25 protein-coding genes and 3 pseudogenes are annotated in these 25,359 nt (G+C 36.5%); 16 read left to right on the plus strand and 12 right to left on the minus strand.

Annotated features, from left to right (window positions below; genetic code table 11):
• Window positions 1-228: 228 nt before the first annotated feature.
• The 4 genes and pseudogenes from ACFIK7_RS07695 to ACFIK7_RS07710 form a co-directional block, all read left to right on the plus strand.
• A pseudogene (locus ACFIK7_RS07695) lies at window positions 229-880 on the plus strand (type ISP restriction/modification enzyme); the annotation flags it as partial.
• A gap of 1,258 nt (window positions 881-2,138) precedes the next feature.
• Window positions 2,139-2,981 carry a hypothetical protein gene (locus tag ACFIK7_RS07700; protein WP_375663198.1) on the plus strand — a complete coding sequence of 281 codons (843 nt, stop codon included), beginning with the start codon at window positions 2,139-2,141 and terminating at the stop codon, window positions 2,979-2,981.
• 81 nt (window positions 2,982-3,062) lie between these two features.
• Window positions 3,063-3,641 (plus strand): hypothetical protein, encoded by a 579-nt coding sequence (locus ACFIK7_RS07705; protein WP_375663199.1) that lies wholly within the window; start codon window positions 3,063-3,065, stop codon window positions 3,639-3,641.
• Window positions 3,642-3,754: 113 nt separating this feature from the next.
• Window positions 3,755-4,533, plus strand: a pseudogene (locus tag ACFIK7_RS07710) (hypothetical protein).
• Window positions 4,534-4,796: 263 nt separating this feature from the next.
• On the opposite strand, the gene ACFIK7_RS07715 reads toward ACFIK7_RS07710, so the two are convergent.
• The gene (locus tag ACFIK7_RS07715; RefSeq protein ID WP_375631686.1) at window positions 4,797-4,928 is read right to left on the minus strand and encodes a hypothetical protein; all 132 of its coding nucleotides are present in this window, start codon (window positions 4,926-4,928) and stop codon (window positions 4,797-4,799) included.
• Between the two features lie 183 nt (window positions 4,929-5,111).
• Here ACFIK7_RS07715 and ACFIK7_RS07720 point away from each other — a divergent pair, with 183 nt between their 5' ends.
• Both ACFIK7_RS07720 and ACFIK7_RS07725 read left to right on the plus strand, forming a co-directional pair.
• The gene (locus ACFIK7_RS07720; RefSeq protein ID WP_375616946.1) at window positions 5,112-5,462 is read left to right on the plus strand and encodes a type II toxin-antitoxin system RelE/ParE family toxin; all 351 of its coding nucleotides are present in this window, start codon (window positions 5,112-5,114) and stop codon (window positions 5,460-5,462) included.
• A 1-nt stretch (window position 5,463) separates the two neighbouring features.
• On the plus strand, window positions 5,464-5,787 hold the full coding sequence (locus ACFIK7_RS07725) for a helix-turn-helix domain-containing protein (protein ID WP_015856199.1): 324 nt from the start codon (window positions 5,464-5,466) through the stop codon (window positions 5,785-5,787).
• Between the two features lie 160 nt (window positions 5,788-5,947).
• On the opposite strand, the gene ACFIK7_RS07730 is transcribed toward ACFIK7_RS07725, so the two are convergent.
• Window positions 5,948-6,112, minus strand: coding sequence for a hypothetical protein (locus tag ACFIK7_RS07730; protein WP_273791062.1), 165 nt, complete (start codon window positions 6,110-6,112; stop codon window positions 5,948-5,950).
• A 572-nt stretch (window positions 6,113-6,684) separates the two neighbouring features.
• On the opposite strand from ACFIK7_RS07730, the gene ACFIK7_RS07735 reads away from it, so the two are divergent.
• Entirely contained in the window at window positions 6,685-7,974 is a 1,290-nt protein-coding gene (locus ACFIK7_RS07735) for an MFS transporter (RefSeq protein ID WP_273791063.1), read from the plus strand.
• On the opposite strand, the gene ACFIK7_RS07740 is transcribed toward ACFIK7_RS07735, so the two are convergent.
• The 3 genes from ACFIK7_RS07740 to ACFIK7_RS07750 are packed head-to-tail and all read right to left on the minus strand — an operon-like array spanning window position 7,971 to window position 8,849.
• Window positions 7,971-8,234 (minus strand): hypothetical protein, encoded by a 264-nt coding sequence (locus ACFIK7_RS07740; RefSeq protein WP_273791119.1) that lies wholly within the window; start codon window positions 8,232-8,234, stop codon window positions 7,971-7,973. The genes ACFIK7_RS07735 and ACFIK7_RS07740 overlap by 4 nt on opposite strands.
• Window positions 8,224-8,403, minus strand: a complete 180-nt coding sequence (locus ACFIK7_RS07745) for a hypothetical protein (protein WP_375630745.1) — start codon at window positions 8,401-8,403, stop codon at window positions 8,224-8,226. Before ACFIK7_RS07745 ends, ACFIK7_RS07740 begins: the two co-directional genes overlap by 11 nt.
• Window positions 8,403-8,849 (minus strand): DNA polymerase III subunit chi, encoded by a 447-nt coding sequence (locus ACFIK7_RS07750; protein ID WP_273791065.1) that lies wholly within the window; start codon window positions 8,847-8,849, stop codon window positions 8,403-8,405. The genes ACFIK7_RS07745 and ACFIK7_RS07750 overlap by 1 nt, the downstream gene beginning before the upstream one ends.
• A 397-nt stretch (window positions 8,850-9,246) precedes the next feature.
• Here ACFIK7_RS07750 and lptF point away from each other — a divergent pair, with 397 nt between their 5' ends.
• The 6 genes from lptF (at window position 9,247) to rsmA (ending at window position 16,786) form a co-directional block, all read left to right on the plus strand.
• Entirely contained in the window at window positions 9,247-10,437 is a 1,191-nt protein-coding gene (gene lptF / locus ACFIK7_RS07755; protein WP_273791066.1) for an LPS export ABC transporter permease LptF, read from the plus strand.
• Window positions 10,434-11,525, plus strand: a complete 1,092-nt coding sequence (lptG, locus tag ACFIK7_RS07760) for an LPS export ABC transporter permease LptG (protein ID WP_375612925.1) — start codon at window positions 10,434-10,436, stop codon at window positions 11,523-11,525. Before lptF ends, lptG begins: the two co-directional genes overlap by 4 nt.
• Complete coding sequence (locus ACFIK7_RS07765) at window positions 11,526-13,886, plus strand: LPS-assembly protein LptD (RefSeq protein WP_375663200.1); 2,361 nt, start codon at window positions 11,526-11,528, stop codon at window positions 13,884-13,886. It abuts the gene before it with no gap.
• Between the two features lie 109 nt (window positions 13,887-13,995).
• Window positions 13,996-14,952, plus strand: coding sequence for a SurA N-terminal domain-containing protein (locus ACFIK7_RS07770; RefSeq protein WP_375620739.1), 957 nt, complete (start codon window positions 13,996-13,998; stop codon window positions 14,950-14,952).
• Window positions 14,952-15,965, plus strand: a complete 1,014-nt coding sequence (gene pdxA / locus ACFIK7_RS07775) for a 4-hydroxythreonine-4-phosphate dehydrogenase PdxA (protein ID WP_273791070.1) — start codon at window positions 14,952-14,954, stop codon at window positions 15,963-15,965. The genes ACFIK7_RS07770 and pdxA overlap by 1 nt, the downstream gene beginning before the upstream one ends.
• Window positions 15,956-16,786: a 16S rRNA (adenine(1518)-N(6)/adenine(1519)-N(6))-dimethyltransferase RsmA gene (gene rsmA, locus ACFIK7_RS07780; protein WP_375630755.1), complete on the plus strand. Its 831-nt coding sequence runs from the start codon at window positions 15,956-15,958 to the stop codon at window positions 16,784-16,786. The genes pdxA and rsmA overlap by 10 nt, the downstream gene beginning before the upstream one ends.
• Window positions 16,787-16,815: 29 nt before the next feature.
• On the opposite strand, the gene gmk is transcribed toward rsmA, so the two are convergent.
• The 7 genes and pseudogenes from gmk to ACFIK7_RS07815 form a co-directional block, all read right to left on the minus strand.
• Window positions 16,816-17,493 carry a guanylate kinase gene (gene gmk / locus ACFIK7_RS07785; RefSeq protein WP_273791072.1) on the minus strand — a complete coding sequence of 226 codons (678 nt, stop codon included), beginning with the start codon at window positions 17,491-17,493 and terminating at the stop codon, window positions 16,816-16,818.
• A 299-nt stretch (window positions 17,494-17,792) separates the two neighbouring features.
• Window positions 17,793-18,901 (minus strand): annotated as a pseudogene (gene mltG / locus ACFIK7_RS07790) (endolytic transglycosylase MltG).
• A gap of 96 nt (window positions 18,902-18,997) precedes the next feature.
• The gene (gene fabF, locus ACFIK7_RS07795) at window positions 18,998-20,260 is read right to left on the minus strand and encodes a beta-ketoacyl-ACP synthase II (protein ID WP_375637388.1); all 1,263 of its coding nucleotides are present in this window, start codon (window positions 20,258-20,260) and stop codon (window positions 18,998-19,000) included.
• A 101-nt stretch (window positions 20,261-20,361) separates the two neighbouring features.
• A complete protein-coding gene (locus ACFIK7_RS07800) occupies window positions 20,362-20,598 on the minus strand; it encodes an acyl carrier protein (protein ID WP_004860281.1) in 237 nt (78 codons plus the stop codon).
• Between the two features lie 261 nt (window positions 20,599-20,859).
• The gene (gene fabG, locus ACFIK7_RS07805; protein ID WP_273791075.1) at window positions 20,860-21,597 is read right to left on the minus strand and encodes a 3-oxoacyl-[acyl-carrier-protein] reductase; all 738 of its coding nucleotides are present in this window, start codon (window positions 21,595-21,597) and stop codon (window positions 20,860-20,862) included.
• An 18-nt stretch (window positions 21,598-21,615) separates the two neighbouring features.
• Window positions 21,616-22,560, minus strand: a complete 945-nt coding sequence (fabD, locus tag ACFIK7_RS07810) for an ACP S-malonyltransferase (protein WP_273791076.1) — start codon at window positions 22,558-22,560, stop codon at window positions 21,616-21,618.
• Between the two features lie 77 nt (window positions 22,561-22,637).
• Window positions 22,638-23,225, minus strand: coding sequence for an undecaprenyl-diphosphatase (locus tag ACFIK7_RS07815; RefSeq protein WP_375625018.1), 588 nt, complete (start codon window positions 23,223-23,225; stop codon window positions 22,638-22,640).
• Window positions 23,226-23,560: 335 nt separating this feature from the next.
• Between ACFIK7_RS07815 and rpsF the strand changes: the two genes are divergently transcribed.
• The 3 genes from rpsF to ACFIK7_RS07830 all read left to right on the plus strand — a co-directional run bounded on the left by rpsF (window position 23,561) and on the right by ACFIK7_RS07830 (window position 25,345).
• On the plus strand, window positions 23,561-23,968 hold the full coding sequence (gene rpsF / locus ACFIK7_RS07820; RefSeq protein WP_273791078.1) for a 30S ribosomal protein S6: 408 nt from the start codon (window positions 23,561-23,563) through the stop codon (window positions 23,966-23,968).
• A complete protein-coding gene (gene rpsR / locus ACFIK7_RS07825) occupies window positions 23,968-24,216 on the plus strand; it encodes a 30S ribosomal protein S18 (protein ID WP_012754957.1) in 249 nt (82 codons plus the stop codon). The genes rpsF and rpsR overlap by 1 nt, the downstream gene beginning before the upstream one ends.
• A gap of 148 nt (window positions 24,217-24,364) precedes the next feature.
• Window positions 24,365-25,345: a hypothetical protein gene (locus ACFIK7_RS07830; protein WP_375630761.1), complete on the plus strand. Its 981-nt coding sequence runs from the start codon at window positions 24,365-24,367 to the stop codon at window positions 25,343-25,345.
• Window positions 25,346-25,359: the final 14 nt, after the last annotated feature.

The raw sequence follows: 25,359 nt of genomic DNA on the forward strand, positions 1-25,359 counted from the left end.
AGATTTTACAATGACACTGTTAAATGACAATCATACACTCTAATATGCTTCTTAATTTTAAGGTGTTGCATGTAATATAATCTTGAGCTTAAAGTAAAGACTCTTATTCATAGAATAGACCAAATTTATTGGAACTGTTACATATTAGAGACAACAAAAAACACTCCATTATTATCGCTTGATAAGAAAAATAGTATGATAATAGCTTGTTATTAAAATAAGAAAATGCGTAATGCCATAACTTATGAAGAATTAGCATATTTTAAAGCCGCTTATCCCAATGAAAAAATTACTAAAGATGATCTATTTTATTATGTTTACGGTCTCTTGCATTCAGAAGATTATCGTGCTCGTTATGCTGATAACCTCTCTAAAGAATTGCCTCGTATCCCGTATGTAAAAATTGCTAAGGATTTTGGAAATTGTGACAGTAGGGCGTAAACTGGGGCATTTGCACGTGAATTATGAAACTGTAGAGCCTTATCCTGTGACCTTTAAAAAGGGTAATCCAAAACAGACAGAAATCTCTAATCTCGAAAAATTCTATTATGTGACTGAAATGAAATTTGCTGGGAATAGTAAGGAAAAGGATAAATCAACAGTTACTTATAATAGCAATATCATCATAACAGATATCCCTAAGTAAGCTTATGAGTATATCGTAAATGGTAAATCCGCTCTTGAATGGGTTATGGAACGCCAATGTGTAAAGACAGATAAGAAGAGTGGCATTGTTAATGATGCCAATCGTTATGCTGTTGAAACCATTGGCAACCCTGCTTATCCATTAGAGTTGTTTCAAAGGGTTATTACTGTAAGTTTAGAAACAATGAAAATTGTTAAGAACTTACCAAAATTAGAAATAAGAGAAACCAAATAACTTATAAAGCATGCTCACATGATAGGCATATTAACCTCACAAGGGGGTATAAGGTCTTATACCTATAGGTTCCTATACCCCCTTTATACATTGCTTACATACAATCTTTAAAAGGAGTATTTATATGCGTTATTCTAAAAAGAAATCATTTGCACTTTTAAATACTCTTATTTTGATTGCCTTTAAAAGATTATATCGTAATCTAAAATGATAGCTTTATCCTTTTCAAAAGCTTTGTTTAAACAGAATTATGTATATTCATTTTCTTATATTACTTATAGGTTTTGAATGTTTCTACCCCCCCCAAAAAAACCTACAAAAATATATAGCATTAGTTGAATTTATAGGTTGCATTATTAATATAGGTTGTATTTTGAAAAATAGACAAAACTTAACTTATTGAAATATAATGATTTTAATTTTTTCTCATTTAAAAAAAATGATATAGGTTCTAAAAAGAACTGACAAGACTGACAAAAGTTTATTAAAAGGGATTTTGCTCATCTCTATAATGATCAGTTTCTATTGAGATGTTTTCATAAGTGTTTTCATAACGGTCTATAAATCACAATTATCATATATCCTATTTATCATTTCTCTTATGAACATGAAAAATGATGCCATGGCTATAAAGAACATAACAGCTATAGAGAAAGCAAAAATGCAAATGAAAGCATTTGTTATAAGAGCGCGGTGCTATTAAGGTCGTTTAAATTAAAGCCCCTTATAAACAAAATTCACAAAAAATTTAAAATTCATTTAGTAAAAAATTGATAGGTTATAAAGATAAAAATACGCATTATGAGAGCGTTTTTAAATATTATAAATGTATAGATTCAGAAAATAACGCAATCGTTTCATAAAACCTATAATATAGTTTTAAAAGCACATAAATATAAAAGAAGAAATTGATAAGCATAAGATATTATCAACACGCAACGTATTAAAAAATAAGAAAAAATATCAAAAAGATAGAAATATTATTTGACAATAAACACGTATTTTGTTATATAAATATTCAAGTGCTGAAAACACTTAACGATTAGCGGATAGGTTACGAAACAATCTTTCCAAAGTCTTTAAAATACTGACTGTTTTTTATACGTATTAAAGCGTATAATGATTTTGTCGGGTGTGTCACACCATGCAATACCCTTATGGGAAAAGTGTGACGACGGACTAATCGCCGTGTTTTCAACGCCCGGCGCCTTTATAGCGCGTCAATTGAAAACTTCATTACGATTAGAAAGAATTTAAAATGAAAAATTCTATAATAAAAACTTCCCAAAATACAATTTCCTCTAACATTGCAAACGAAATCACATCTGTTAATCAACAAGAGTCTGCAAAAAAATACGAATTTACCAATGAAAAATTCACTTTTGATGGTCTTACTTTACACCGTATACGTGCTCTAAGAGATTTTGATGATGTTAAGGCGGGAGACCTCGGCGGTTTTATTGAAAATGAAAGTAACTTATCCCATGATGGCAATTGCTGGGTCTATGATAATGCCGCGGTTCTTTTCAATGCAACTGTTTATGAAAATGCTAAAATTTATAATGATGCGAAAATCTTTAGAGGTGCCAAGGTGTATGGCAATGCTATCGTTAATGGCAAGGCATTGGTTTTTGATACAACCGCTCATATTTATGATAATGCAAAAATTCATGATAACGCTAAGGTCTGTGGGCATGTTTATGGTAATGCCGTAATTAGTGATAATGCTACTATTTCTAATGGTGCCAAGGTTTATGACAATGCCCGTGTCTATGAAAGTGCCTATGTTTGTAGCTATATTTTTGGCAATGCTCGTGTGTATGGCAAGTCACGCATTTATGTCTGGGCGCGCGTTTATGATAATGCCCATGTTTTTTGTAATGCTTGGATTAAGGATTATTCAAGTATCTATGGTCATGCCAAGGTTTCTGGCTCGGCTCGTGTTGGTTGCTTTGTAAGGATTTATGATCATGCCAAGGTCTATGGCAAATCAAATATTGATCATCATGTGCAAATTTATGGCAATGCTGTTGTGAATAGCCGTGCAAAAATTCGTAATGATATCTGTGATGATAATCAGTCACTAAAAGACGCTGCTTAAATAACGCGTGGGCGCAGCGGGGGCGCCCTCCTTTAAACATCTCATTTAAAAATTAAATCTCTTTATAAAGGAATTGTGCTCATGCAAAAGAAGTTTGCACTCACAAATGAAACGCGTGTATTTGGTAATCATACCCTTTATCGCATTAAAGCATTAAAAGACTTTTCTGATATCAAAGCAGGTACCTTAGGCGGCTTTATTGAAAAGGAAGATAACCTCTCTCATGATGGCAATTGCTGGGTGTATGATGAGGCTCTTGTGTTTAAAAATGGTCACGTTTATGAAAATGCAAGAGTTTTTGGCAATGCTGTCACTTGTGGTCATATCTATGGTCATGCGTGGGTTTATGACAATGCTATCATTGCTGGCTATGTCTATAATAATGCCCATGTTTATGGCAATGCCGTTATTTCTGATAATTCCCATGTCTATGGTAATGCTCATGTGTATGGCAAGGCTATTATTTATGATAATGCCTATGTTTATGACAATGCTAGGGTTTATGAAAACGCTCGTATAGCAAATAACATGCATGTTTATGAAAATGCCAATATTCATGGAATTGCTGTTATTCGTGAAAATGTCGGCGGGTCTACTAAAATAAAAAACTATACTGAACGTCTCTCTCCTTATGGTGAATTAGAGATTGTCTGGGTCTAATCAATAAAGCAGTGTAAATGAAAGCACGGGCGCGGCGGGGGCGCCCCTCTTTCAAATTTTCCCATTTCAAATTTTAGAAAACGTTTATCACATTAAATTGTGAGGGTATCTCTATGTGCAAAAAATATGAATTAACCAGTGAAATCAAAAAAATCAAACATGCTCTTACTCGAAATATTATAAACCTTTATCGTATTAAAGCTTTAAAAGATTTTGATGATGTAAAGGCGGGGTCCTTAGGCGGCTTTATTGAAAAGGAAGTTAACCTATCCCATGATGGTAATTGCTGGGTGTATGATGAGGCTTGTGTCTATGGTCATGCAAGAGTGTATGAAAATGCAAAAATACGCCATTTTTTCAAGTCTGTGGTCAAGTTTATGGCAATGCTGAGGTCTATGGAAAGGCTTTTATCTCTCAATATGCTAAAGTTTATGACCATGCTTTTGTCTATGGCAATGCTCATGTTTATGGCAATGTTTATGGGTATGCTCATGTGAATGGTAGTGCCCGCATTCTTGCTGATGCTCATATTTATGATCATGCGCATGTTTCTTATGATGCTACGGTTTTTAGTTATGCACGCGTTTATGGTCATGCCAAGGTTTCTGGCTTGGCTTGTATTTATAGCCATGCAAAAATTTATAATTATGCTGTTATTAATGGTCGTGCAAAGATTTATGGCAAGGTTTATGGAAATGCTTGTGTGAGTGGCTCTTGTGAGATTTATGGCTCTGTTTATGGCAATGCTAAAATCTCATATTGTGCAACGATCTGGGGGCGTGCTTATGGCAATGCAAAAATCAACAAAAAAAGCAAAGTAAGGTTGGTTCCAAAAAAATGTGAGGTTTATGAAAGGGATAATGTTGTCAATATAACTGATAAAACAGAATAAAAACACGCATGGGGTGTGCATTCTTTATGGTTATAAACGCATATAAAATGCATTGCTATAAACATATCATAAAAGAGAGAGTAAAATAAAAAAAAAGCCGTGCCAAGTGATATGACGCGGCTTTCAAATAGCGATTCTTATTGATTAAAATGAATCATCCACAATGGAGTAATGAATGCATATATACAAAATGTATCATATTGCAAGCGCTCTATTAGAGATATGAAAACTTATCAAAAGGAATGTAAATGTGCGTATGATCTTTAATCACTCATTTGAATGAGAGAGCCTATAAAACGCTTGTTATGGCTATCAAACGTATCAAACAAATCAAAATGCTCGGTAGCTTTAACAATCCAATCAAAAGCAAATGCATATTCAATAAATATCTGCAAAAAACGTTCTTTTTACATTTGGAAGCGTTGGTTTTTACAAAGCAGCTTTTCATAAGATAAATAAACAATTATGGTTTTTTGTTACCATTTTTATCAAGTCAATTTTATTAATAATAGTTATTAAAAAATCACAAAATTAGAATAACCACTTGAAAATATACCCATATGGGTATATTAATAATCATGAGTAAAATAAAACGTATCATATGGCTTGGTTCTTCACTCAAAGATATAAAAAGTCTTCCTGATCTTATTCAACAAAGGATTGGTTATGCTCTTTATCTTGCTCAGATAGGAGATAGAGGAGAAAATGTTAAGGTTCTCAAGGGGTTTGGATCTGCCAATGTTCTAGAAATTATTGAACGCGATATTCAAGGAACTTATCGCGCTGTTTATACGATACAATATAAAAAATCTCTTTATGTGTTGCATTGTTTTCAGAAAAAATCGACCCGTGGCATTGCAACAGCAAAACCAGACATTAATCTGATTAAAGAACGTCTCAAGTTAGCAGAACAATTAGAAGGGAATTAAAATGATCAATGTTTTTCACGGTAGTTCCAATGTTTATGCGGATCTTGGCTTTTCAGATTCCAGAGAGATGCTTATCAAAGCGCAACTTGCTCATAAGATTAGTCAAATTCTGAAAGAAAAGAACTTAACACAAAAACAGGCTAGTCAACTTTTGAAAATGACTCAACCAAAACTGTCTAAACTCTTAAGTGGAGAATTTCGAGGAATTAGTGAAATGAAAATGCTTGAGTGTTTGGCAAAATTGGGAAACGATATAAAGATTATTGTTAATCCGAAAGAAGTTAAAACGCTTGAAGGACATTTTGAAGTTGTTTTTTCTTCTTAAACTTCTTTATGATTAGCTTTTTTGGGTCTATTCATACATGGCAATTGTTTATAAAAAATGGTCAAATGAATCACGTATAAAAGTGTGGATTCTTGAGTGGATTCATATAAGATAATTACACTCAACCTATTGACTTTATTGTGTTTTTTAGTATTATATCTCATATGACCGATAACAACTTTCTTGTCTCTTCTAGATGTTCACTGATACTTACTGGTGTTAATAACTTTTCTCTTGGTGTAGCTACTCCATCTGCACTCGCAATCTTGACAAAAAAACCACTGGTCATTAGTGCATAAAAACTTAATTTCAATTTGCGTTGCATTCTTTACACTCCATAATTTCAAATTTAAATTCTCCCATTTAGAAAAAAGTGCATAGACAAAAACAACACAACGTAATTGCTCAACCTCATGTCTTTTAAGATAGCAAAGCATACGATGGATTAAGCTCTGATAGACGAAATATACACCTTGTGTTTTAAAATGCATACACAACTAAAAGATTTAATTTATTTTAGATACACTTTAAAAGTGTTGCAATTGCATCCATAAAAAATATTTTTAATATTTTGAGACACTAAATACTGATCTACGAATAAGATTGATCCCTTAATAGATAAAAATGGCATTAAACTTTAAAGGAAACAGCAATGTGAATGAGAGCTGCGTTTATAGCCACCTATTGCCATCTTCTACAGCATTTAAAGCAGCGTCTTTATTTTATTCATTTTAGATAATATATAGAACACTTATTCATACTCATCAGTCCATAATCATTGTTCTAATATATAACGAAGTGTCATAATATTGACTCGACACTGATTTGAAATTTCTATAGTTATAATTAGTTAACTCGTTATTTGATTTGTCATATACTGAAAGGGACATTCTATTCATGTCTATAAACTCAGAAATGAAAGCTACAAGCAACAGAAACTCCCCTCGTCGAATTTTATTTGCTAGCCTTATTGGACCAACAATTGAATTCTTCGATTTCTATGTCTTTGGCACTGCCGCAGCTCTTATATTCCCTCATGTGTTTTTTCCAACACAAAATGATCAGACTGCCATTTTACAATCTTTCCTAATATTTGGAGCAGCCTTTTTTGCCCGCCCTTTTGGATCAGTTGTTTTTGGACATTTTGGGGATAAAATTGGAAGAAAAGCAACACTTATTGCTTCTCTTCTCACAATGGGTCTTTCAACAGTCATTATTGGTTTTCTTCCTACTTATGAAATAGCAGGGTGGTTTGCCCCTTTCCTCTTAACCTTGTGCCGTATTGGACAGGGAATGGGATTAGGAGGAGAATGGGGAGGCGCTGTTTTGCTCGCAACAGAAAATGCCCCTCCAGAAAAGCGCGGCTGGTATGCGATGTTCCCCCAATTAGGCGTTTCAATAGGTTTGTTTTTATCTATTGCTGTTTATTTAGCTCTGTTGCATTTCCTTGATCGTGCGGAACTTTTAGCTTGGGGATGGCGTATTCCTTTTATTGCTTCAGTTGTCTTTATGATTATAGGATTATGGGTCCGTCTTTCAATTAATGAAACTGTTCAATTCAAAAAAACTCTTGAAAGTAAAGAACATGTCAAAGTTCCTATCATAGATGTCTTTTTAAAATGTCCACGAATCCTATTTCTTGGAGTATTTTCTGGTATGGCAACTTTTGTTTTGTTTTACTTGGTTACTACATATTTGTTAAGCTATTCAACAAACCATCTGCAATTGCCATTTCATCAAGCTCTTCAAATCGAAATTGTCGGTGCTATTTTTTGTGGGATTTTTACTGTCATCACTGGAAAACTCGCTGACCGTATTAGACGTAGAACTTTGATGATTTGGATTACGATCATCACCGGTATTTATTCTTTCGCAATTCCTTATTTCTTAAATTCTGGAGTTATAGGAGTCCTTGCAATGTCTGTCATCGGTTTGTCTCTCATGGGAATGATATATAGTCCTCTTGGTGCTGTTTTGGCTTCACCATACCCAACAGCAATTCGATATACCGGTTCTTCTATCACTTTCAATTTATCTGCTATCATAGGAGCTTCTCTCGCGCCTTATATTGCAGAATATCTGGTGCAACATTTCGATACATCTTATATCGGTTATTATTTGCTTCTTGCTTCTTTTATTTCACTGATTTGCTTCGTCGGATTTACAGATGATGAAATATCCAACTAAAATATAATAACGAAGAATAAAATAAGGACTGGCGGCAAAAATGCTGCCAGTTTTGTTTTTAAAGACAGGGGTTGAGGTATTTTCCACCACAATATTCCCGCAAACAATGCACTCAAAAAGAAAAATAAAAAATCTGCAATATTACTCATATAAGCAACAGCAAACATTTTTGATAAGATATGCGTTGTCCCCAACCACGACACGCAAAAGAAGGACAACATCACAGCCCATAAAATAAGCAAAATTCGATCAATAATCATCATCATGGCGTTTCGTTTTTTTAATTATAGGCCATATCTTTAGCATGCCTAAAAGAAAAATCACAATAAAAACCCAACGCCCTCCCCCTGAACCTTCCGTAATAAAAAGTGCTGGATTTACTATTCCCAGCAATCCTATAAAAATCAGAGCAATAGATACGAGACGCATTAAACCTGTTTTTCCCAGCGACGATCTTCAGTCTGTTGCCAATACGTTAAATTATGATTTTCCATTTTATATTTTTTCCACTGTGCACGAACGAGATTCAACTGCTCTTCACTTCTACCATCAAATATCACGACAAGCCGTTGATAAGCATCAATATCCGAACAAACAGCTCCCTCTATGAGAAAACGAACCTTTGAATCATTCGGATTTTCTTGTCCTGTCGTCAGAAATACAGGCTGAAAGTTTGAATATTGATCACACTCCGTTCCATGTCCAATAAATGATTCATCAGCATAAACCCATAAATGTATATCTATAGAATCGCGTTGTTCTTTACTCACACATTGTATTGTTACTTTACCAAAACGAGCCAATGCACGCTCCACAAGCGTCGGCAAAATATCCTTCAGCGTTGACTGCGTCAAATGATAGAATAAAATATCCAATCTCTTAAGCCTTCATCATTCTTTATAAAAAAGCTAACATCTTTTTAAAAAAACTTCTATATCTCTAATACAAAGGAAACGGTTCAAGATATAAACCCTCTTTTTTGATGGAGATGCATCATCTTTTTGCACGTGTCTTTAAAAGACAATAATTTTTATTTTCAACGTTAATAAAAAAGTTTTTTAAGTTATTTTCTAGATTCTTTGTAGACTATAGTTGAAAATAAAATATAATGTACGGAAAATTTAAAGAGGACCTCATAGGCAATTTTATATTATTTATTTGGTAAAAATATCCAATTCATGAAAGGATATTTTTTCAAACTTTATTACATTTTAACCGAAAGCAGTAAAAATATTTGCTATCGAATTAAAGACTGAGGATTTTCCCCAATTTATGCGTATTATTGAGTTCTACATCCTGAAACGTGTCCTTGTTTTGTTTAGTTCTGTCATGATTGCAGCAGTGGGCGTTAGTTGGACTATACAAATTCTTGCACGGATAAACTTTCTCACAACAAGTAAACAAACACTCCTCACAGTCTTACAATTTTCACTTTCATTGGTTCCTTCTGTTATTTTTCTTGTCATTCCATTTGCATTAGTGATCGCAGTTACAACCATCCTCTCAGCAATGCATCAAGACTCAGAATTTGCTGTCATCAATGCCTCTGGTTTTCCTAAAAGTACTGTTTGGAAACCTATCCTTCTTCTTGCTATTGTTGCATCCTGTATCTCCTTTTCTATAGCTAATTTTGTTGTTCCTCAAGCGCGTCTTCATATGCGACAAATGCTAGCAAGCGCTCATTTTGATCTTATTAATCTATTCATTAGTGAAGGGAGCTTTCAAAAACTCGCCAATAACCTTTACATAGAAATTGGCGAACGAAATCCAAACGGAACACTTGAACGCCTTTTCATTGCCGACCAGCGTGATCCTAAGACTGATCTTTTTTATTATGCAACAGACGCATCCATTGTGAGCAATAAAAACGGCAGTTTTCTGGTTCTCAATAACGGTGAAATAGAAAGAGTCAATCATCAAAATAACAGTGTTTCAATCGTGCAATTTAGCTCATATACTTTTAGCCTAGGAGAGTTTATCCCCAGTGATAAAACACCTACTCTTTATCCAAAAGATCGGTCTCTTTCTTATTTACAAAACCCTGACCCAAAAGATCCCTACTATCAACGAAAACCACTCCAATATAAAGCTGAATTTCACCGCAGATTAACACAATGGCTCTACCCTATTGTTTTTTCACTTATTGCATTAGCAGCGGCAGGGGATGTACGCTCCCATCGACAAGCTCGTCATTCCGCAAATCTCTCGGCAATTGCCCTTTCTTTTCTGGTGTATTGGATAGGATATTTTTTCGCAGAAAAATCAAAAAGCGATCTTGCATACGTTCCTCTCCTTTATATTATACCCATAGGAACAAGTGCATTTGTCTTTTTTATGCTTTTAACGAATCATAAAATTGGGCTTCCCACAAAAGTTAATGAGATACTTCAAATCGCTTTTCAAAAAATAATGAACAAATTTGAACAGCGAAAATCTCAAGATTCCTCGGATAAAATATCATGATTGGGTGGACACTTGGACGATATTTTTTTATACGGTATCTTAAAATAACTTGTTATTTCTGGGGAAGCATTTTTGTTCTTGCTCTTTTAATCGATTTCACAGAGAATTCCGGTAGGCTATCTTCCCTTCCGCATTATACAGCAAAAGATGCATTTTTCCTCTCTGCTTTACGCATCCCTTTTATCATGCAACAACTTATCCCTTTCATTGCACTCTTTTCTGCAATGGCAACGCTTATCTCGCTCAACAAAAAACTTGAACTTGTAGTGACTCGTTCAATCGGTGTTTCTGCATGGCAATTTCTTATGCCAGCTTGTTTTGGAGCTTTTCTTTTGGGATTATTTTCAATTCTTCTCATTAATCCACTTGCTGCATGGGGATTTTCTCAAGCAGAAAAAAAGATGACTGAATGGCGCAATCACAATGTACTAACACCTCTTCACAATACAAGTATCCACTGGTTAACACAACGTACAAATTTAGGCAGAACAACCATTGGTGCCAAATCTATCACCGATCAAGGACTTTCTCTTCTCGATGCAACCTTTGTACAATACAATGACAACGCAACCGTCAAAAATTGGATTAACGCCCCAAAAGCAACCTTGACTAATGGATTTTGGCTATTAACAAATGGAACAATCTATAAAATAGGGCATCCTCCTGAAAAATTTACCGTGTTGCAAATAAAAACCAATCTAAAACCTGAATTTTTAACGGAACGTTTAGTGAATCCCGCAACTATTCCATTTTACCAATTGCCAAAAAAAATTATGATTGCACGTTCATTTGGCTATTCTGCTAATAATTTTGATATGTATTTTCAATCTTTGATTGCATTACCGGCATTGCTTGTGGCAATGACCCTCATTGCAGCAACTGTATCTTTAAATTTTACACGTTTTGGGCAATCTAGAATGTTGATTCTTGGTGGCGTAATAGCTGGGTTTATGCTTTATGTTATTTCCGTACTTGTTCAAGCTTTTGGTAATGCTGGATATATTCCACCAATTATTGCAGCTTGGACACCCGTTGTTATTGCGTTATTCTTAGGAATCTCTTTTTTACTTCATAAAGAGGATGGCTAAGTGAAAGCATTAACACTTAAAAAAACTATTTTAACAAAATTAAGTGCTCTCGCTTTTAAAAGTGTTATAGGGGTTATTTTAGGAAGTGCTTTGTCTTATTGTGCGCACGCTCAAAGCCTTCTATCTCCTTCTCAAAGTCGCATTCAAAATCCGGAACCTCCTCTTTTGCTCTCTGCGGATGAACTCATCTACAATCGTGATGAAAACACTGTTTCTGCACACGGTAATGTTCAAATCGAATATGATGGCAATAAAGTTGTCGCTCAAAAAATTATTTACAATCAAAAAACAGGACGGCTTATAGCACAAGGGAACGTTGAAATTACTCAAAAGGATGGTAATAAAATTTATTCCAACCAAATTGATATGACCAAAGATCTTGGCGAGGGTTTTGTAAACGCCTTACGTATTGATACAGCCAACAATGTTCACTTTTCAGCCCAAAATGCTACACGCAAACACAACCACATAACAGTCTTTGAAAATGCAACCTATACAGCCTGTGAACCTTGCTCTTATAAACCAGATCGAGACGTCCTATGGAAAATTAAAGCAAGAAAGATCATATGGAATAATAACATCAAAAAAATTCGGTTTGAAAATAGCAGTTTTGAAGTTTTTGGTGTACCGATTATAAAATTTCCAAATTTTGAGATCTATGATCCAACTGTTAGGCGTGCTAGCGGTCTGCTTACTCCTCATTTTTTTTATACTGATTATCTCGGTATGGGGATAAAGAATTCTTATTTCTGGAATCTCGCCCCCCATTATGATTTTACCCTTTCTTCTACGGTTTATACCCAACAAGGGCTTTTAACCGAAGGGGAATGGCGTCAGCGTTTAAAAACGGGACGTTATAACATTCGCTTTGCTCATATATATCAAATGAAACCGCATAGATTTGATAATGATACGATTGATGCCCAACATAAAAACCGTTATATGCTGGCGACAAAGGGGGATTTTCGTATTAATTCACACTGGACTTATGGATGGGATATTCTTGCACAATCAGATCGGCATTTTAGTCGTGCCTATAAACTTGAAAACTATAACAATCCTACACAACTTTCTCAGATCTATCTGAATGGTCTTGCAGGAAAAAATTATTTTGATATGCGTTTTTATCATTTTAAAGTTCAAGATTCAATATTGAATGATCCTCATTATGAACGTCACTCTCGGCAAGCGTGGGTCTTACCACGCATCGATTATTTTTTCACACCAGATGAACCCATTTATAATGGAGAGCTTACCTTCCATAGTAATATGCAATCAGTTTATCGTCGCCATGCTGACTTCAGTTCACCCGACCAGAACGGAAACCCTCTCAACACAGTAAAACTTTCTGGTATGGCTGGAAATAGTTTGCGTTTAACAAACGAGCTTCAGTGGAAAAAGCGCTTCAACACGCACAACGGACTCATCTTAACCCCTCTTCTCTCTCTACGAGCTGATATCATTACAACCAATGCAAGAGAAAATCACACAGATTCTATAGAAAACAATGCCTTATCCGCAATTCATGGTTCAGCAATTCGTGGCATGGCAACAGCAGGGTTGGAACTACGCTATCCCTTCCTCATTACAGCTGATCATTCTACACATATTATAGAACCAACTGCACAAATTTTTATACGCAATAATGAACAATATATTGGACAAATTCCTAATGAAGATGCTCAAAGCTTTGTCTTTGATGCAACCACTCTCTTTCAACGAGACAAATTTTCTGGTTATGATCGTGTAGAAGGCGGTACAAGAGCCAATATAGGTATAAGATATTCTGGAAGCCTTAATGATAATTGGTCTCTTTATGGTCTCATTGGACAATCCTTTCATCTAGCAGGAAAGAATTCTTTTGCAGAAAAGGACTTTATCAATGTCGGTACTCATTCTAGCTTAGAGGCAAAACGTTCAGACTATGTTGCAATGTTTGGTACAACCCATAAAAGTGGTTTTTCCTTAGAAACGCGTGGACGCTTTGACAAAAAAACAGGAAAAATCCGCCGTAGTGAAATCGAAGCATCACAAAAATGGCAAAATTTTTGGGCAGCTCTACAATATGCCTATATCGCAAAGCAACCAGATTATGAATATTCTCAAGAGCGCCAAGAAATTTCTTTTCAAACAGGACTTAAATTGGCAGATTATTGGTCCATTAATAGCAACGCCGGTTATGATTTAGTATCTGGTACATTTATAAAGCGAGGAATTAGCTTGAGTTATATGGATGAATGTTTCGGGTTAACATTCGGTTATCAACAGGTAACGAATCCAGGCAGGAAAGCACCCTTGCAAAACTTTAATTTCTCTCTTTCATTGCGTACGATTGCAGATATCGGAAAAAAGATAGATTAATTTATAAAGGGAATGTATCAGTCATTTAACTTATCATTGTTTTTATGAAAGAAAGCGTGTATTTTAAGTTGTTGATGAGAATTAATAAACAATGCGAAAGCCTATTTACATGAATAAATTGAAAAAGCGTTTTCTTGCTTTATTTTATATTGCGTCTTTGAGCGTAAGTAGCCTGTTAATAAATGGATTTTTGATTCCGACAGTCTTTGCGCAGACTTCTATTGTTGTTACAGTTAATGGCAACCCCATCACAAATTATGATATACAAAGACGCCTTGCTTTTCTCAGATTACAACAAAAGCAAGGCAATTTGGTGGCACAGGCTAAAAAAGAGCTTATTGACGAAAAGCTAAAAAATATTGAAATAAAACGTCGTAATATTGAAGTAAGCAATGATGAAGTTGATAGAGCTTTTGAGAATTTTGCGACACAAAATAATATGACGATTGATCAGCTCAACCAGATTCTGATCCAAACTGAGATCACAGTGCAACACTTTAAAGATTACATCCGTGGACAAATAGGATGGGGGCGTCTTGTTAGCGCACGCTATCAAGCTGAAACAGGTATGATTAGCGAACAAGAAGCTGTACGCAGAATATTAAAAAATGGTGGTGTAAAACCTTCAACCAACGAATATACATTACAGCGAATTGTTTTTGTCATTCCTGCACATCGTCGTTCAGAGATCTTTGAAAGACGTCAAAGAGAAGCAAGTAATTTTCGCGCACATTTCCGTGGATGTGCCAATGCTCACAATCAAGCAAGAGGTATTTTAGACGTTACTATCCGCCACTTAGGAAAGTTTCTGGAGCCACAACTTCCTAATGCATGGGAACAAGCTATTCTTGAAACGCCTGCTGGAAAAATGACAAAATTACAAGAAACATCTGATGGAATTGAAGCAATTGCTGTCTGCAAAATAAAAAGAGTTTCTGATGATTATGTCGCTCGACTGATATTTTCTCTTCAAGATAGTAAAAAAAGAAGCCCGCAAAAACTTGAAGAATTAAGCGACAAATATTTAGGAGAACTGCGGCGAGTGGCACGCATTCAAAATTCATAATGGCTGCTCTTATTGTTAGTGGTGGTGATCCTGCCGGTATTGGTCCTGAAATAGTATTAAAAGCGTGGAATTTGCGTGTTACGCGCCAAATTCCACCTTTTGTACTTCTTGCTGATCCAGATGTTATTCGTTCGCGCGCTCGTTTTTTACAGATTGATGTTGAGGTGCAATCTGTTTTAAGCAATAATCCTGCAAAAAATTTTCAAAACGCTCTTCCTATCATACCGTTAAAAAACAAACAAAGTGATCAATTAGGTATACCTTCATCGAATAATGCCGCTGGAATTATTGAAGCAATTAAACGCTGTGTTCAATTGATTCAAAATGGCCATGCATGTGCACTTATCACTTGTCCTATTGCAAAAAAGAACCTTTATGATGCCGGTTTTCAATTTCCAGGTCATACAGAATTTTTAGCTGATTTAGCCCATAAAGCTTTTCATAAATATTATCATCCAGTTATGATGTTAGCAGGACCTCGATTAAAAACAGTACCAATAACTGTTCATATTCCATTTAAAAATGTTCCTTCACAGCTTACCCGTGATTTAATTATTCAAACGGTACTTATTACTGAATGTGACTTAAAAACACGGTTTAAAATAACGTCACCCCGACTAGCTGTTGCTGGTCTTAATCCCCATGCTGGAGAAGGGGGTGCAATGGGCAAAGAAGATATTGAAGTTATCACTCCTGCTATTGAATATCTTAAAAAGAAAGGACTCAATATTGCAGGCCCGCTACCTGCCGACACAATGTTCCATGAATGTGCAAGAAAGGCATATGACGTTGCCATTTGTATGTATCATGATCAAGCCCTTATCCCTGTTAAGACATTAGACTTTGACAGCACTGTTAATGTCACGTTAGGTCTACCTTTTATTCGCACGTCTCCAGATCACGGAACTGCTTTTGACATTGCTGATAAAGGGATAGCCTCTCCCGAAAGCTTTATTGCTGCTCTTAAACTTGCAAATCAACTTGCAAAAAATAGTTTAATACCATGCCAATAGATAATCTCCCTCCTCTGCGTGAGGTCATTGATATATATGGATTGCAAGCGCATAAATCTTTGGGGCAGAATTTTCTTTTTGATCTTAATTTAACATCTAAAATTGCTCATCAAGCAGGCAATATAGAAGGAAAACCTGTTCTTGAAATTGGTCCTGGTCCTGGAGGTCTCACACGTGCCTTGCTAGCAAAGGGTGCCATTGTAACAGCAATAGAACGCGATGAGCGCTGCATACCGGCTCTCTTAGAAATAGAAAAACACTACCCTAAAAAATTAAAAGTTATTTGTAATGATGCACTAAAGCAAGACTTCTCAAAACTCTTTGAAACAAGCCCAGAAAAACCTCGTATTATTGCAAATCTTCCCTATAATATTGGGACAAAACTCTTATTAAATTGGCTTTTGACTGAACCATGGCCTCCTTTTTATGAATCAATGACATTGATGTTTCAACGTGAAGTTGCCAAACGGATTACAGCTAAACCTCAATCTACTCATTATGGACGTCTTAGTGTCTTAACTGGCTGGCGTACTACTGCTAAAATTGCTTTTGATGTACCCCCTCAAGCCTTCATACCAATACCTAAAGTAACGTCTTCCGTTGTTCATATTATTCCACGAACACAACCTCTTGCCTGCTCTGCACAAAAACTAAGCCTCGTCACAAAAACCGCCTTTGGGCAAAGACGAAAAATGCTTCGTCAAAATCTCAAAACACTTGGAGGTGAAGTGCTATTAGAAAAAGCTGGAATTGATGGAATGCGCCGTGCTGAAACGCTCTCGGTTTCTGAATTTGTAACTTTAGCGCATCTAGTGCTCTAAAAAATGCACTTTGTGTTATGAAACCTTTTTTAATCACAACATTTATCGATTTTTTCAGCAATAAGCCCATCAACAAAAGAGCCAAGATAAGAACAACGCTCACGTTTTACGGTTTCAGCTAAATAAATTGATTTAATAAAAGATAAAGACTGATCTAAATCTTCGTTAATCACAACATAATCATAAGAACGCCAATGCTTTAACTCCGTTCGTGCATTTTCCAATCGCAAATTGATGATATCTTGACTATCTTCTGCTCGACGATGTAAACGCGAAACAAGCTCTTTCATTGATGGTGGAAGGATAAAAACAGATACAGTGTCTCCTAGCATCTTTTTTTGCAGCTGCTCGGTACCTTGATAATCAATATCAAATAACATATCATGGCCAGCATTCAATGCGTTTTCAACAGTTTCACGCAAAGTGCCATAATAATTTCCGTGAACTTCTGCCCATTCAATAAATTCATCTCTATCACGCTTATATTCAAACTCTTCCTTTGAAATAAAGTGATAATGTAGCCCATCTACTTCACTAGGACGCCTTTTCCTTGTGGTCATACTTACGGAAAGCTCTAATTGTCCATCTTTTAGAAGTAATCGAGAAATTGTTGATTTACCAGCACCTGAAGGTGAAGAGAGAATAAATAAAAAACCGCGGCGTTGATTTATTTTTATAGCACTCAATTTACTTTCAAAGACTGTCATTACATCACTCTACTTTGTTCATAAATGTTTCTCCAAAATTTGAATTATACATTATCTCAACCTCTCCCCTAATCAATGTGTTTTCTTAGCAATTCTCAATGTTATTTTGCTCTTTTTTGAGATAAGGTATTAGCAGTATATTCACTTCTTTCTTAAATATTTTTATCCATACGCCAATCCCACTTGTGACAGACAAGAAAATGATTTTTTATCATTCTCATAAAAAGTTTAAATAGAAAAATTTTACTATATTTGGGATTCTCATTTACGATGCAAAAAGATGTGTTATCACTATAAATTCAATGTTTTGCCTTTAATTCTCGCCACTTGCGAACATTCATATTATGTTCCTCTAAAGTTCGAGAAAAAACATGCCCTCCTGAACCATCAGCAACAAAATAAAGTGCATCACTGCTTGGTGGATGTGCCACCGCTTTTAAAGAATCCCGACCTGGATTTGCAATAGCCGTTGGGGGCAAACCATTAATTTTATAAGTATTATATGGTGTTTCCTTCTCAAGATCTGAACGATAAATTGCACGACCGGATGGTTTTCCTTTTCCTCCGAAGAGACCATAAATTACTGTTGGATCCGATTGAAGACGCATATGCTTTGTAAGGCGGTTATAAAATACCGCAGCAACCATTGGTCTTTCTGCTGCAATTCCCGTTTCTTTCTCAACAATTGAGGCTAATATAACAAATTCATCAATTGATTTAATGGGTAAATCAGGTGAACGCGTAGCCCATATAGCATGAATTAATTTTGTCTGTCCTTCACGCAACCTGTTTACAATCTCTTTACGCGTTGTTCCCCGAATAAAACGAACAGTATCCGTCATTAAATAACCTTCTGGAGGCAAAATTTTTGGAAGGTCTCCAATCAAAATTTCATTCGCAGCTAATCGATCGAAAACTTGCTGAACCGTTAAACCTTCAGGTACTGTAAATGTATACTCTATAGATTTTCCTTTCACAAGAATATCCATAATATCCTGCATCGAAGCATGAGCTGGAATTAAATATTCACCAGCCTTCAGATGCGTTGTTTTTTGGTGATAACCAACCCCATAAACAAAAATATCTGATGATCGAATGAAACCACGTTTTTCTAGCAATGAAGCAATTTCACGAATTCCGGTACCAGGATGGATAAGAACAATTTGTTCTTCCTCAATTTTTCCCTTTTCTTCAAAAATACTTTTTCCAATATAAAGAGGAATACTTATGGCAAAAAGAATAATCACAATCAGCATAAGAAAAAAATGACCGAGAATGACCAACGGATTACGGACGATAGATGATTTCTTTCGTTTTTTATGTATTAACATGTCATAACTATCTGCTAAATGATTCGAAGAGGAATCACTTACGTCCTTTAATGATTTCCATTTTTCACATCGGACATAACCCCTCAATAGCGATTAAGGATAATATTATAATTTCTCATTCACCTTATAATAAAGTAGAAAACTCAAAAGCAAAAATTAAATAAAAATACTTATTATCCCCTAAAACGTCGCATCACCAACGATGCATTTGTCCCACCAAATCCAAAAGAATTAGAAAGAATCGTATCAATCTTTCGTTCACGCGGTTTGTGTGGTACAAGATCGATTTTCGTTTCAATCGATGGATTGTCAAGATTAAGTGTCGCTGGGGCTATATTATCCCGTATAGCTAAAATAGAAAAAATAGCCTCAGCAGCACCGGCTGCACCAAGTAAATGCCCGATAGATGATTTCGTTGATGACATAGAAACTTGTGGTGCATAACTCCCTAAAACACGCTCAACAGCCGCTAGCTCTATGGAATCAGCCATCGTAGATGTACCATGAGCATTAATATAATCAAGTTCACTCACATTCACTTGTGCACGCTTAAGAGCAGCTATCATACTACGCTGAGCCCCTTCACCACTTTCTGAAGGCGCTGTAATGTGGTAAGCGTCACCAGATAAACCATAGCCAATAACCTCAGCATAAATACGCGCTCCTCGTTTTTTGGCATGTTCCAGCTCTTCTAAAACAACAACTGCTGCTCCTTCCCCCATCACAAAACCATCACGATCAGTATCATAAGGACGTGACGCCCGTTCAGGATCATCATTGCGACAAGTAGAAAGAGCTCTACAAGCTGCAAAACCTGCAAGAGATATCCGATTTATCGGAGATTCAGCCCCCCCTGCCACCATGACATCTGCATCACCAAACATAATCAAACGTGCCGCATCACCAATCGCATGCGCCCCTGTTGAACAAGCCGTTACAACAGAATGATTAGGCCCCCGTAAACCATATTGAATAGACACATAACCAGAAGCAAGATTAATCAAACGACCTGGAATAAAAAAAGGAGAAACACGACGTGGGCCCTTGTCACGAAGCGTATAACCAGCTTCAACAATACCCTCAACTCCCCCAATTCCCGAACCAATTAACACGCCTGTACAAATCTGATCTTCATCACTCTTAGGAAACCATTCGGCATCTGCAAGCGCTTGGTTAGCAGCAGCCATTGCATAAACAATAAATGCATCAACTTTACGTTGCTCTTTAGGTTCCATATACAAATCAGCATTATAAGTCCCCTCTGTTCCATCCCCTAAGGGGATACGCGCAGCAATCTGGCATGGCAAATCTGACACATCAAACTCTGTGATACGTCGGACACCACTTCTTCCTTCAAGAAGTCGTTTCCAACTATATTCAGTATTACCAGCTAATGGAGATACCAACCCTAAACCAGTAACAACAACACGTCTCATAACTTCTAACCTTGAACTAAACTTCACCTCTCAAAGCTCTCTTTTCAAAAGAGCTCCGAAGAATATAGGCAAAAGCAATTCATGCCTTTGCCCTTTAGTAATCACGCAGAAGCTTTATCAATGAACTTGACTGCATCGCCAACTGTGAAAATCGTTTCAGCAGCTTCATCTGGAATTTCTACCCCAAACTCTTCTTCAAAAGCCATAACGAGTTCAACCGTATCAAGGCTATCAGCCCCTAGATCATCGATAAAGCTTGCATTTTCTACAACTTTATCAGCATTAACCCCAAGATGTTCCACGATAATTTTCTTAACGCGCTCTACTGTATCACTCATGTTGAAATCCTCGAATTTATATTTTCCTATAATTTGGTTAACTATATCGGTTCATCTAATCAAGCAATAGATGCATTACTTTAAAAGATTTTAGTAATGATTTAAAACATCCTGTGGATATCCCCTACAAAATGAACCAATCTGACATTCCGACATCAATTGATCAACGACCATATTAAAGAAATAGATGCATCTATCCATTTCAATCGTTACTATCTAAAATAATACAACTCATAAATCAATGTGGAATAAAATAAATACTCAAATCATTGCCATTCCACCATTGATATGGAGTGTTTGACCTGTCGTATAGGCTGCTTCATCGCTTGCTAAATAAACAGCAGCAGCGGCTATTTCTTGCCCACTTCCCATACGCTTCATCGGAATCGCAGCCATAATGGCTTCTTTTTGCTTTTCATTAAGCTTGTCTGTCATTGCGGATTTAATAAATCCTGGAGCAATACAATTGACAGTGATGTTTCGCGAAGCAATTTCTTGTGCCAATGCTTTAGAAAAACCTATCAAGCCTGCTTTTGCAGCACAATAATTCGTTTGTCCAGGGTTTCCCACAACACCAACAACAGATGTAATGTTAATAATCCTTCCATAACGGCGGCGCATCATAGAATGTATTAATTCACGCGTCAAAAGAGAAGCAGCTGTTAGGTTAACTTCTAAAACATCATCCCAGTCTTTATCTTGCATACGCACAAAAAGACCATCCCTAGTGATTCCCGCATTGTTAACCAAAATATCGACGCCATCCATTTCTCTTTCTGCAACTTCAGCCAATTGTTTAATCGATTGGCGTTCAGAAAGATTAGCGGGAAATACAAAAACATTCTGCCCTAATTCTGCCGCCACTTCTCTAAGCTTTTCTTCGCGTGTTCCATGAAGTCCAACAATGGCTCCTTGTGCATGAAAGCAGCGTGCAATTGCCTCACCAATTCCTCCCGAAGCCCCCGTTACAAGAGCTTTACGTCCTGTTAATCTAAACATCTTTTAACTCCTTATAGATTAAACGCCGAGCATACCTAGCGCTGATTCTATTTCATCAACTGTTCCAATGGTTACCCCCTTTATATCTTTATTAATACGACGCGTTAAACCTGTTAATACTTTTCCAGAACCAACTTCAAAAAGCGTATCAACTCCATTAGCAGCGATCCATTCTATTGTTTCACGCCATCGCACCCTCCCAGTCACTTGTTGGACAAGAAGAGTAGTAATACGCTCTGGATTGCTCTCAGGTGCAACAGAAACATTGGCAATCAAAGGAACAATAGGGGACATTTTGTTAACAGTCAAAAGTGCTTTCTTCATGGCATCAGCAGCAGGTTGCATTAAAGATGAATGAAAAGGTGCAGAAACAGGAAGAAGAAGTGCACGTTTTGCACCTTTTGTTGATGCAATCTCTACCGCTGCTTCAACTGCTTTTGCTTTACCGGAAATAACAATTTGCCCACCACCATTATCATTAGCAATCTGACATAGTCCTTCTCCAGAAACAGTTTCACAAATTTCTTCCACAATGTGCTCTTCTAAACCAATTAATGCAGCCATAGAACCTTCACCAACCGCGACAGCAGCCTGCATAGCATTGCCACGAATACGCAAAAGTCTTGCCGTATCTGTGAGAGTAAATGTACCAGCAGCACAAAGAGCCGAGTATTCGCCTAAAGAATGACCAGCAACAAATCTTACCTTTTCTTCTATACGAAGCCCTAATTGTTTCATCACACGAATGACAGCCATAGATACAGCCATTAATGCCGGTTGTGCATTTGCTGTTAACGTTAAAACATCTGCTGGTCCTTCAAAAATGATCTTTGATAATTTCTCACCCAAAGCATCATCAACTTCCTCGAAAACCATCCGTGCGGCAATAAATTGCTCTGTAAGCGCCTTCCCCATACCAACAAGTTGACTCCCCTGCCCTGGAAAAATAAAAGCTGCACCCATTTATCAACTCCTAAAACTGTACAATTAAATTATTTTCTTTTGACCTTATTCATCCGCACAAATCAAGATAAAGCCCTTTATTTAAAACGAATACCACACTTAAAATTATATTTTAAGGGCGGAATTTGATATAAAAACTTAGGGAAATAGGGTGCTATAAACTGAATAACACCCAAACTTATGAGACTTCCTAAAATTGCACCTGCTAAAATATCAAAGGGATAATGTACACCCACAAAGATGCGCGCCCAACAGATCAAACATAAAAATACCGAAGCAAATTTAAAAGCAACTTTGTATCGGTAAAAATAAAAGTTAGCTGCATAAGATGCAATGGTCAAGGCATGATTACTAGGAAAAGAAGCTGTCGCACGATGTTGAATAAGCGGTGTCGTCAGCCCTACCACGAATGGGCGAGGATGAAAATAAAAAAGAGAAATGAGATAACCTATGAAAAGAGCCGCACAAATACTCATGCAAATGCTTAGCACGACACATCGTTCCCTCTCCCCACCACAAAACCACAACGCACAAAGATGGAGAGGAATAATATAAATTAAAAACTTTGCACAAAAAATACTAAAAAAAACTACAATCGACCAAGCGTGATGATTGCCGACAAACATTTCAAAGAGTGTAACATCAATCTGGTTTAAAAAGTCCATTTTTCCCTCCTTTACCTTTATATTACAGTATTATCTTTTTGTAGAAGAAGGAAATATATCAAGATTTAACAAATCAATTTTTTTATGTGCATAAACTTGCTATTTTAAAAGATAACCTGTAAATGTGAAATGTTCGTTGCCGGCACTTTAGCTGGAGGTTGAACGGAGGGCTGTAAAATATCAGTAGGAAATACAATGTTTCCGGCCTCCCGTGTCTCCGCTCTGAGATGTCTCGAATTGTAAACGCGTCCTTTCTTCTTTGGATTTCCAAAAAAGACAAGTCGCAGAGGCTTTGCGCTAAAGCCGGTGAAATTTAATTGAAGAAAGGCAAAACAATGGCTCTTTATGAACATATGTTCCTTGCCCGACAAGACATCGCACCGCAGCAAGTTGATGAACTTTTGAGTCTCTACAAAGGTGTCATTGAAGCGCATGGTGGAAAAGTTGGGCGTATAGAAAATTGGGGACTTCGTCCTCTTGCTTACCGTATTCGTAAAAACCGTAAAGCTTATTATGTCTTGGTCAATATTGATGCACCAGCTTCAGCAATTGCTGAAGTGGAGCGTCAGATGCGCATCAATGAGGATATTTTGCGTTATATGACCATTCGTGTAGAAAAACACGAAAAAGAAAAATCTGCTATGCTCTCACACCTTGATCGCAATAGTCACATTGGACACGATGAAGAGCGTCCTCGTTTTCCACGTCGTCAACGTGAAAATGCTATAGAAGAGGTAGAATGATGACTGATACTAATCAAAACTCTGCACGTCGCCCCTTTCATCGTCGTCGTAAAACATGTCCTTTTTCAGGGACCAATGCTCCCAAAATTGATTATAAAGACATCAAGTTGTTACAACGTTATATTTCCGAACGTGGGAAAATTGTTCCTTCACGGATTACTGCTGTTAGTCAGAAAAAACAGCGTGAATTAGCTAATGCTATCAAACGTGCTCGCTTTTTAGGCTTACTTCCGTACGTTATAAAGTAAGCGATCAATACGCTATGCAACTGGAGATTTTCTCCAGTTGCTTTTCTTATATGGTTAAAAATAGCTTGTTGTATCCTATGTTAAGCTATTAAATGTCAAAGTTGGGGTATTGACACGCCTCTAACTGCAGAAAGCAGGACAGCAATAAATGAAAAAAAATCGTACTTATGAGATATTAACCGGTATTTTGGCAGGATTATTTGCTGTTGTGATAGGAATGGCAATCATCAGTGTTGCAAATATCGCGCCCTTTTTTTCTCTTCTTCTTGGCTGCTTTCTTTCATTGCCAATTTTTATTGTTGCGTTCGGTCAAGGAACATTAGCCAGTCTCATCGCCCTCATAAGTGCCACTGTTGTTCTTATCATAACCACTAATACCTATATTGCTCTTGGCTCTATGTTCTTATTTTTCCTTCCTGCTGTCTATGCTTCTTGGCTTCTTGGGCTTGCACGACCAGCGCAAAAAGAAAACGAACTGATATGGTATCCATTATCATCGGTTATTTTTCATTTAACTAATTTTATCGCTCTTATAGCAACTTTCATTGGGCTCTATGTTCAAACCCGTCCATCCACACCCGTCATTGCAAAAAAAATCACCGAAAACATAGCACAAACTCTGCAACAATCACAGTCAATAAAAGAAGCCGATATACGCGCTTTTAGTGAGCTTTTAATGACGCATACAGCAACTTTTACTGCTTTTTCTTTGACTATTTATAGTTTGGTTTTTCTCATTGGTAACCTTTACTTTTCCATGATAGCAGCACAACATATGAAATGGCTGAAAAGACCCCGTGATGATTGGAGCCAAACTCTCCGCCTTCCAATTTCTGGAATTATTATTTTCATTATTGTTTGCATAGCATCGATGATTGAGCTGAGCGCTTCTCTTAACTTGAGTACCCGTGTCTTTAGCACTGCATACATTGTCATCATATTAATTAGCGGTCTAGCATATCTGCACAATATTACAAAAGGGGTAAACGGTCGAATTATTATACTTTCTCTTGTTTATATTGCTATTTTTACAATCGTTTTTACTCCACCTATTGTTTTCATGATGCTTTTGATGGGAATTTGGGCTGCTATTCAATACAATTTTCAATCACGCAAAAAACTCCACTAAATTTATTTGTTCGA

The sequence above is a fragment of the Bartonella sp. CL266QHHD genome (assembly GCF_042195355.1).
In the GTDB taxonomy this organism is placed as follows: Bacteria; Pseudomonadota; Alphaproteobacteria; order Rhizobiales; family Rhizobiaceae; genus Bartonella.

Bases quoted from the DNA above. Each gene is read 5' to 3' on its own strand.
- ACFIK7_RS07720 (WP_375616946.1), top strand. From the start codon at position 5,112: ATGAGTAAAATAAAACGTATCATATGGCTTGGTTCTTCACTCAAAGAT.
- ACFIK7_RS07705 (WP_375663199.1), top strand. From the start codon at position 3,063: ATGCAAAAGAAGTTTGCACTCACAAATGAAACGCGTGTATTTGGTAAT.
- gmk (WP_273791072.1), bottom strand. From the start codon at position 17,493: ATGACAGTCTTTGAAAGTAAATTGAGTGCTATAAAAATAAATCAACGC.
- ACFIK7_RS07735 (WP_273791063.1), top strand. From the start codon at position 6,685: ATGTCTATAAACTCAGAAATGAAAGCTACAAGCAACAGAAACTCCCCT.
- ACFIK7_RS07745 (WP_375630745.1), bottom strand. From the start codon at position 8,403: ATGCGTCTCGTATCTATTGCTCTGATTTTTATAGGATTGCTGGGAATA.
- fabG (WP_273791075.1), bottom strand. From the start codon at position 21,597: ATGTTTAGATTAACAGGACGTAAAGCTCTTGTAACGGGGGCTTCGGGA.
- ACFIK7_RS07700 (WP_375663198.1), top strand. From the start codon at position 2,139: ATGAAAAATTCTATAATAAAAACTTCCCAAAATACAATTTCCTCTAAC.
- rpsF (WP_273791078.1), top strand. From the start codon at position 23,561: ATGGCTCTTTATGAACATATGTTCCTTGCCCGACAAGACATCGCACCG.
- pdxA (WP_273791070.1), top strand. From the start codon at position 14,952: ATGGCTGCTCTTATTGTTAGTGGTGGTGATCCTGCCGGTATTGGTCCT.
- fabF (WP_375637388.1), bottom strand. From the start codon at position 20,260: ATGAGACGTGTTGTTGTTACTGGTTTAGGGTTGGTATCTCCATTAGCT.
- rpsR (WP_012754957.1), top strand. From the start codon at position 23,968: ATGACTGATACTAATCAAAACTCTGCACGTCGCCCCTTTCATCGTCGT.
- fabD (WP_273791076.1), bottom strand. From the start codon at position 22,560: ATGGGTGCAGCTTTTATTTTTCCAGGGCAGGGGAGTCAACTTGTTGGT.
- ACFIK7_RS07730 (WP_273791062.1), bottom strand. From the start codon at position 6,112: ATGCAACGCAAATTGAAATTAAGTTTTTATGCACTAATGACCAGTGGT.
- ACFIK7_RS07800 (WP_004860281.1), bottom strand. From the start codon at position 20,598: ATGAGTGATACAGTAGAGCGCGTTAAGAAAATTATCGTGGAACATCTT.
- lptG (WP_375612925.1), top strand. From the start codon at position 10,434: ATGATTGGGTGGACACTTGGACGATATTTTTTTATACGGTATCTTAAA.
- ACFIK7_RS07770 (WP_375620739.1), top strand. From the start codon at position 13,996: ATGAATAAATTGAAAAAGCGTTTTCTTGCTTTATTTTATATTGCGTCT.
- ACFIK7_RS07815 (WP_375625018.1), bottom strand. From the start codon at position 23,225: ATGGACTTTTTAAACCAGATTGATGTTACACTCTTTGAAATGTTTGTC.
- ACFIK7_RS07740 (WP_273791119.1), bottom strand. From the start codon at position 8,234: ATGATTATTGATCGAATTTTGCTTATTTTATGGGCTGTGATGTTGTCC.
- ACFIK7_RS07830 (WP_375630761.1), top strand. From the start codon at position 24,365: ATGAAAAAAAATCGTACTTATGAGATATTAACCGGTATTTTGGCAGGA.
- rsmA (WP_375630755.1), top strand. From the start codon at position 15,956: ATGCCAATAGATAATCTCCCTCCTCTGCGTGAGGTCATTGATATATAT.
- lptF (WP_273791066.1), top strand. From the start codon at position 9,247: ATGCGTATTATTGAGTTCTACATCCTGAAACGTGTCCTTGTTTTGTTT.
- ACFIK7_RS07725 (WP_015856199.1), top strand. From the start codon at position 5,464: ATGATCAATGTTTTTCACGGTAGTTCCAATGTTTATGCGGATCTTGGC.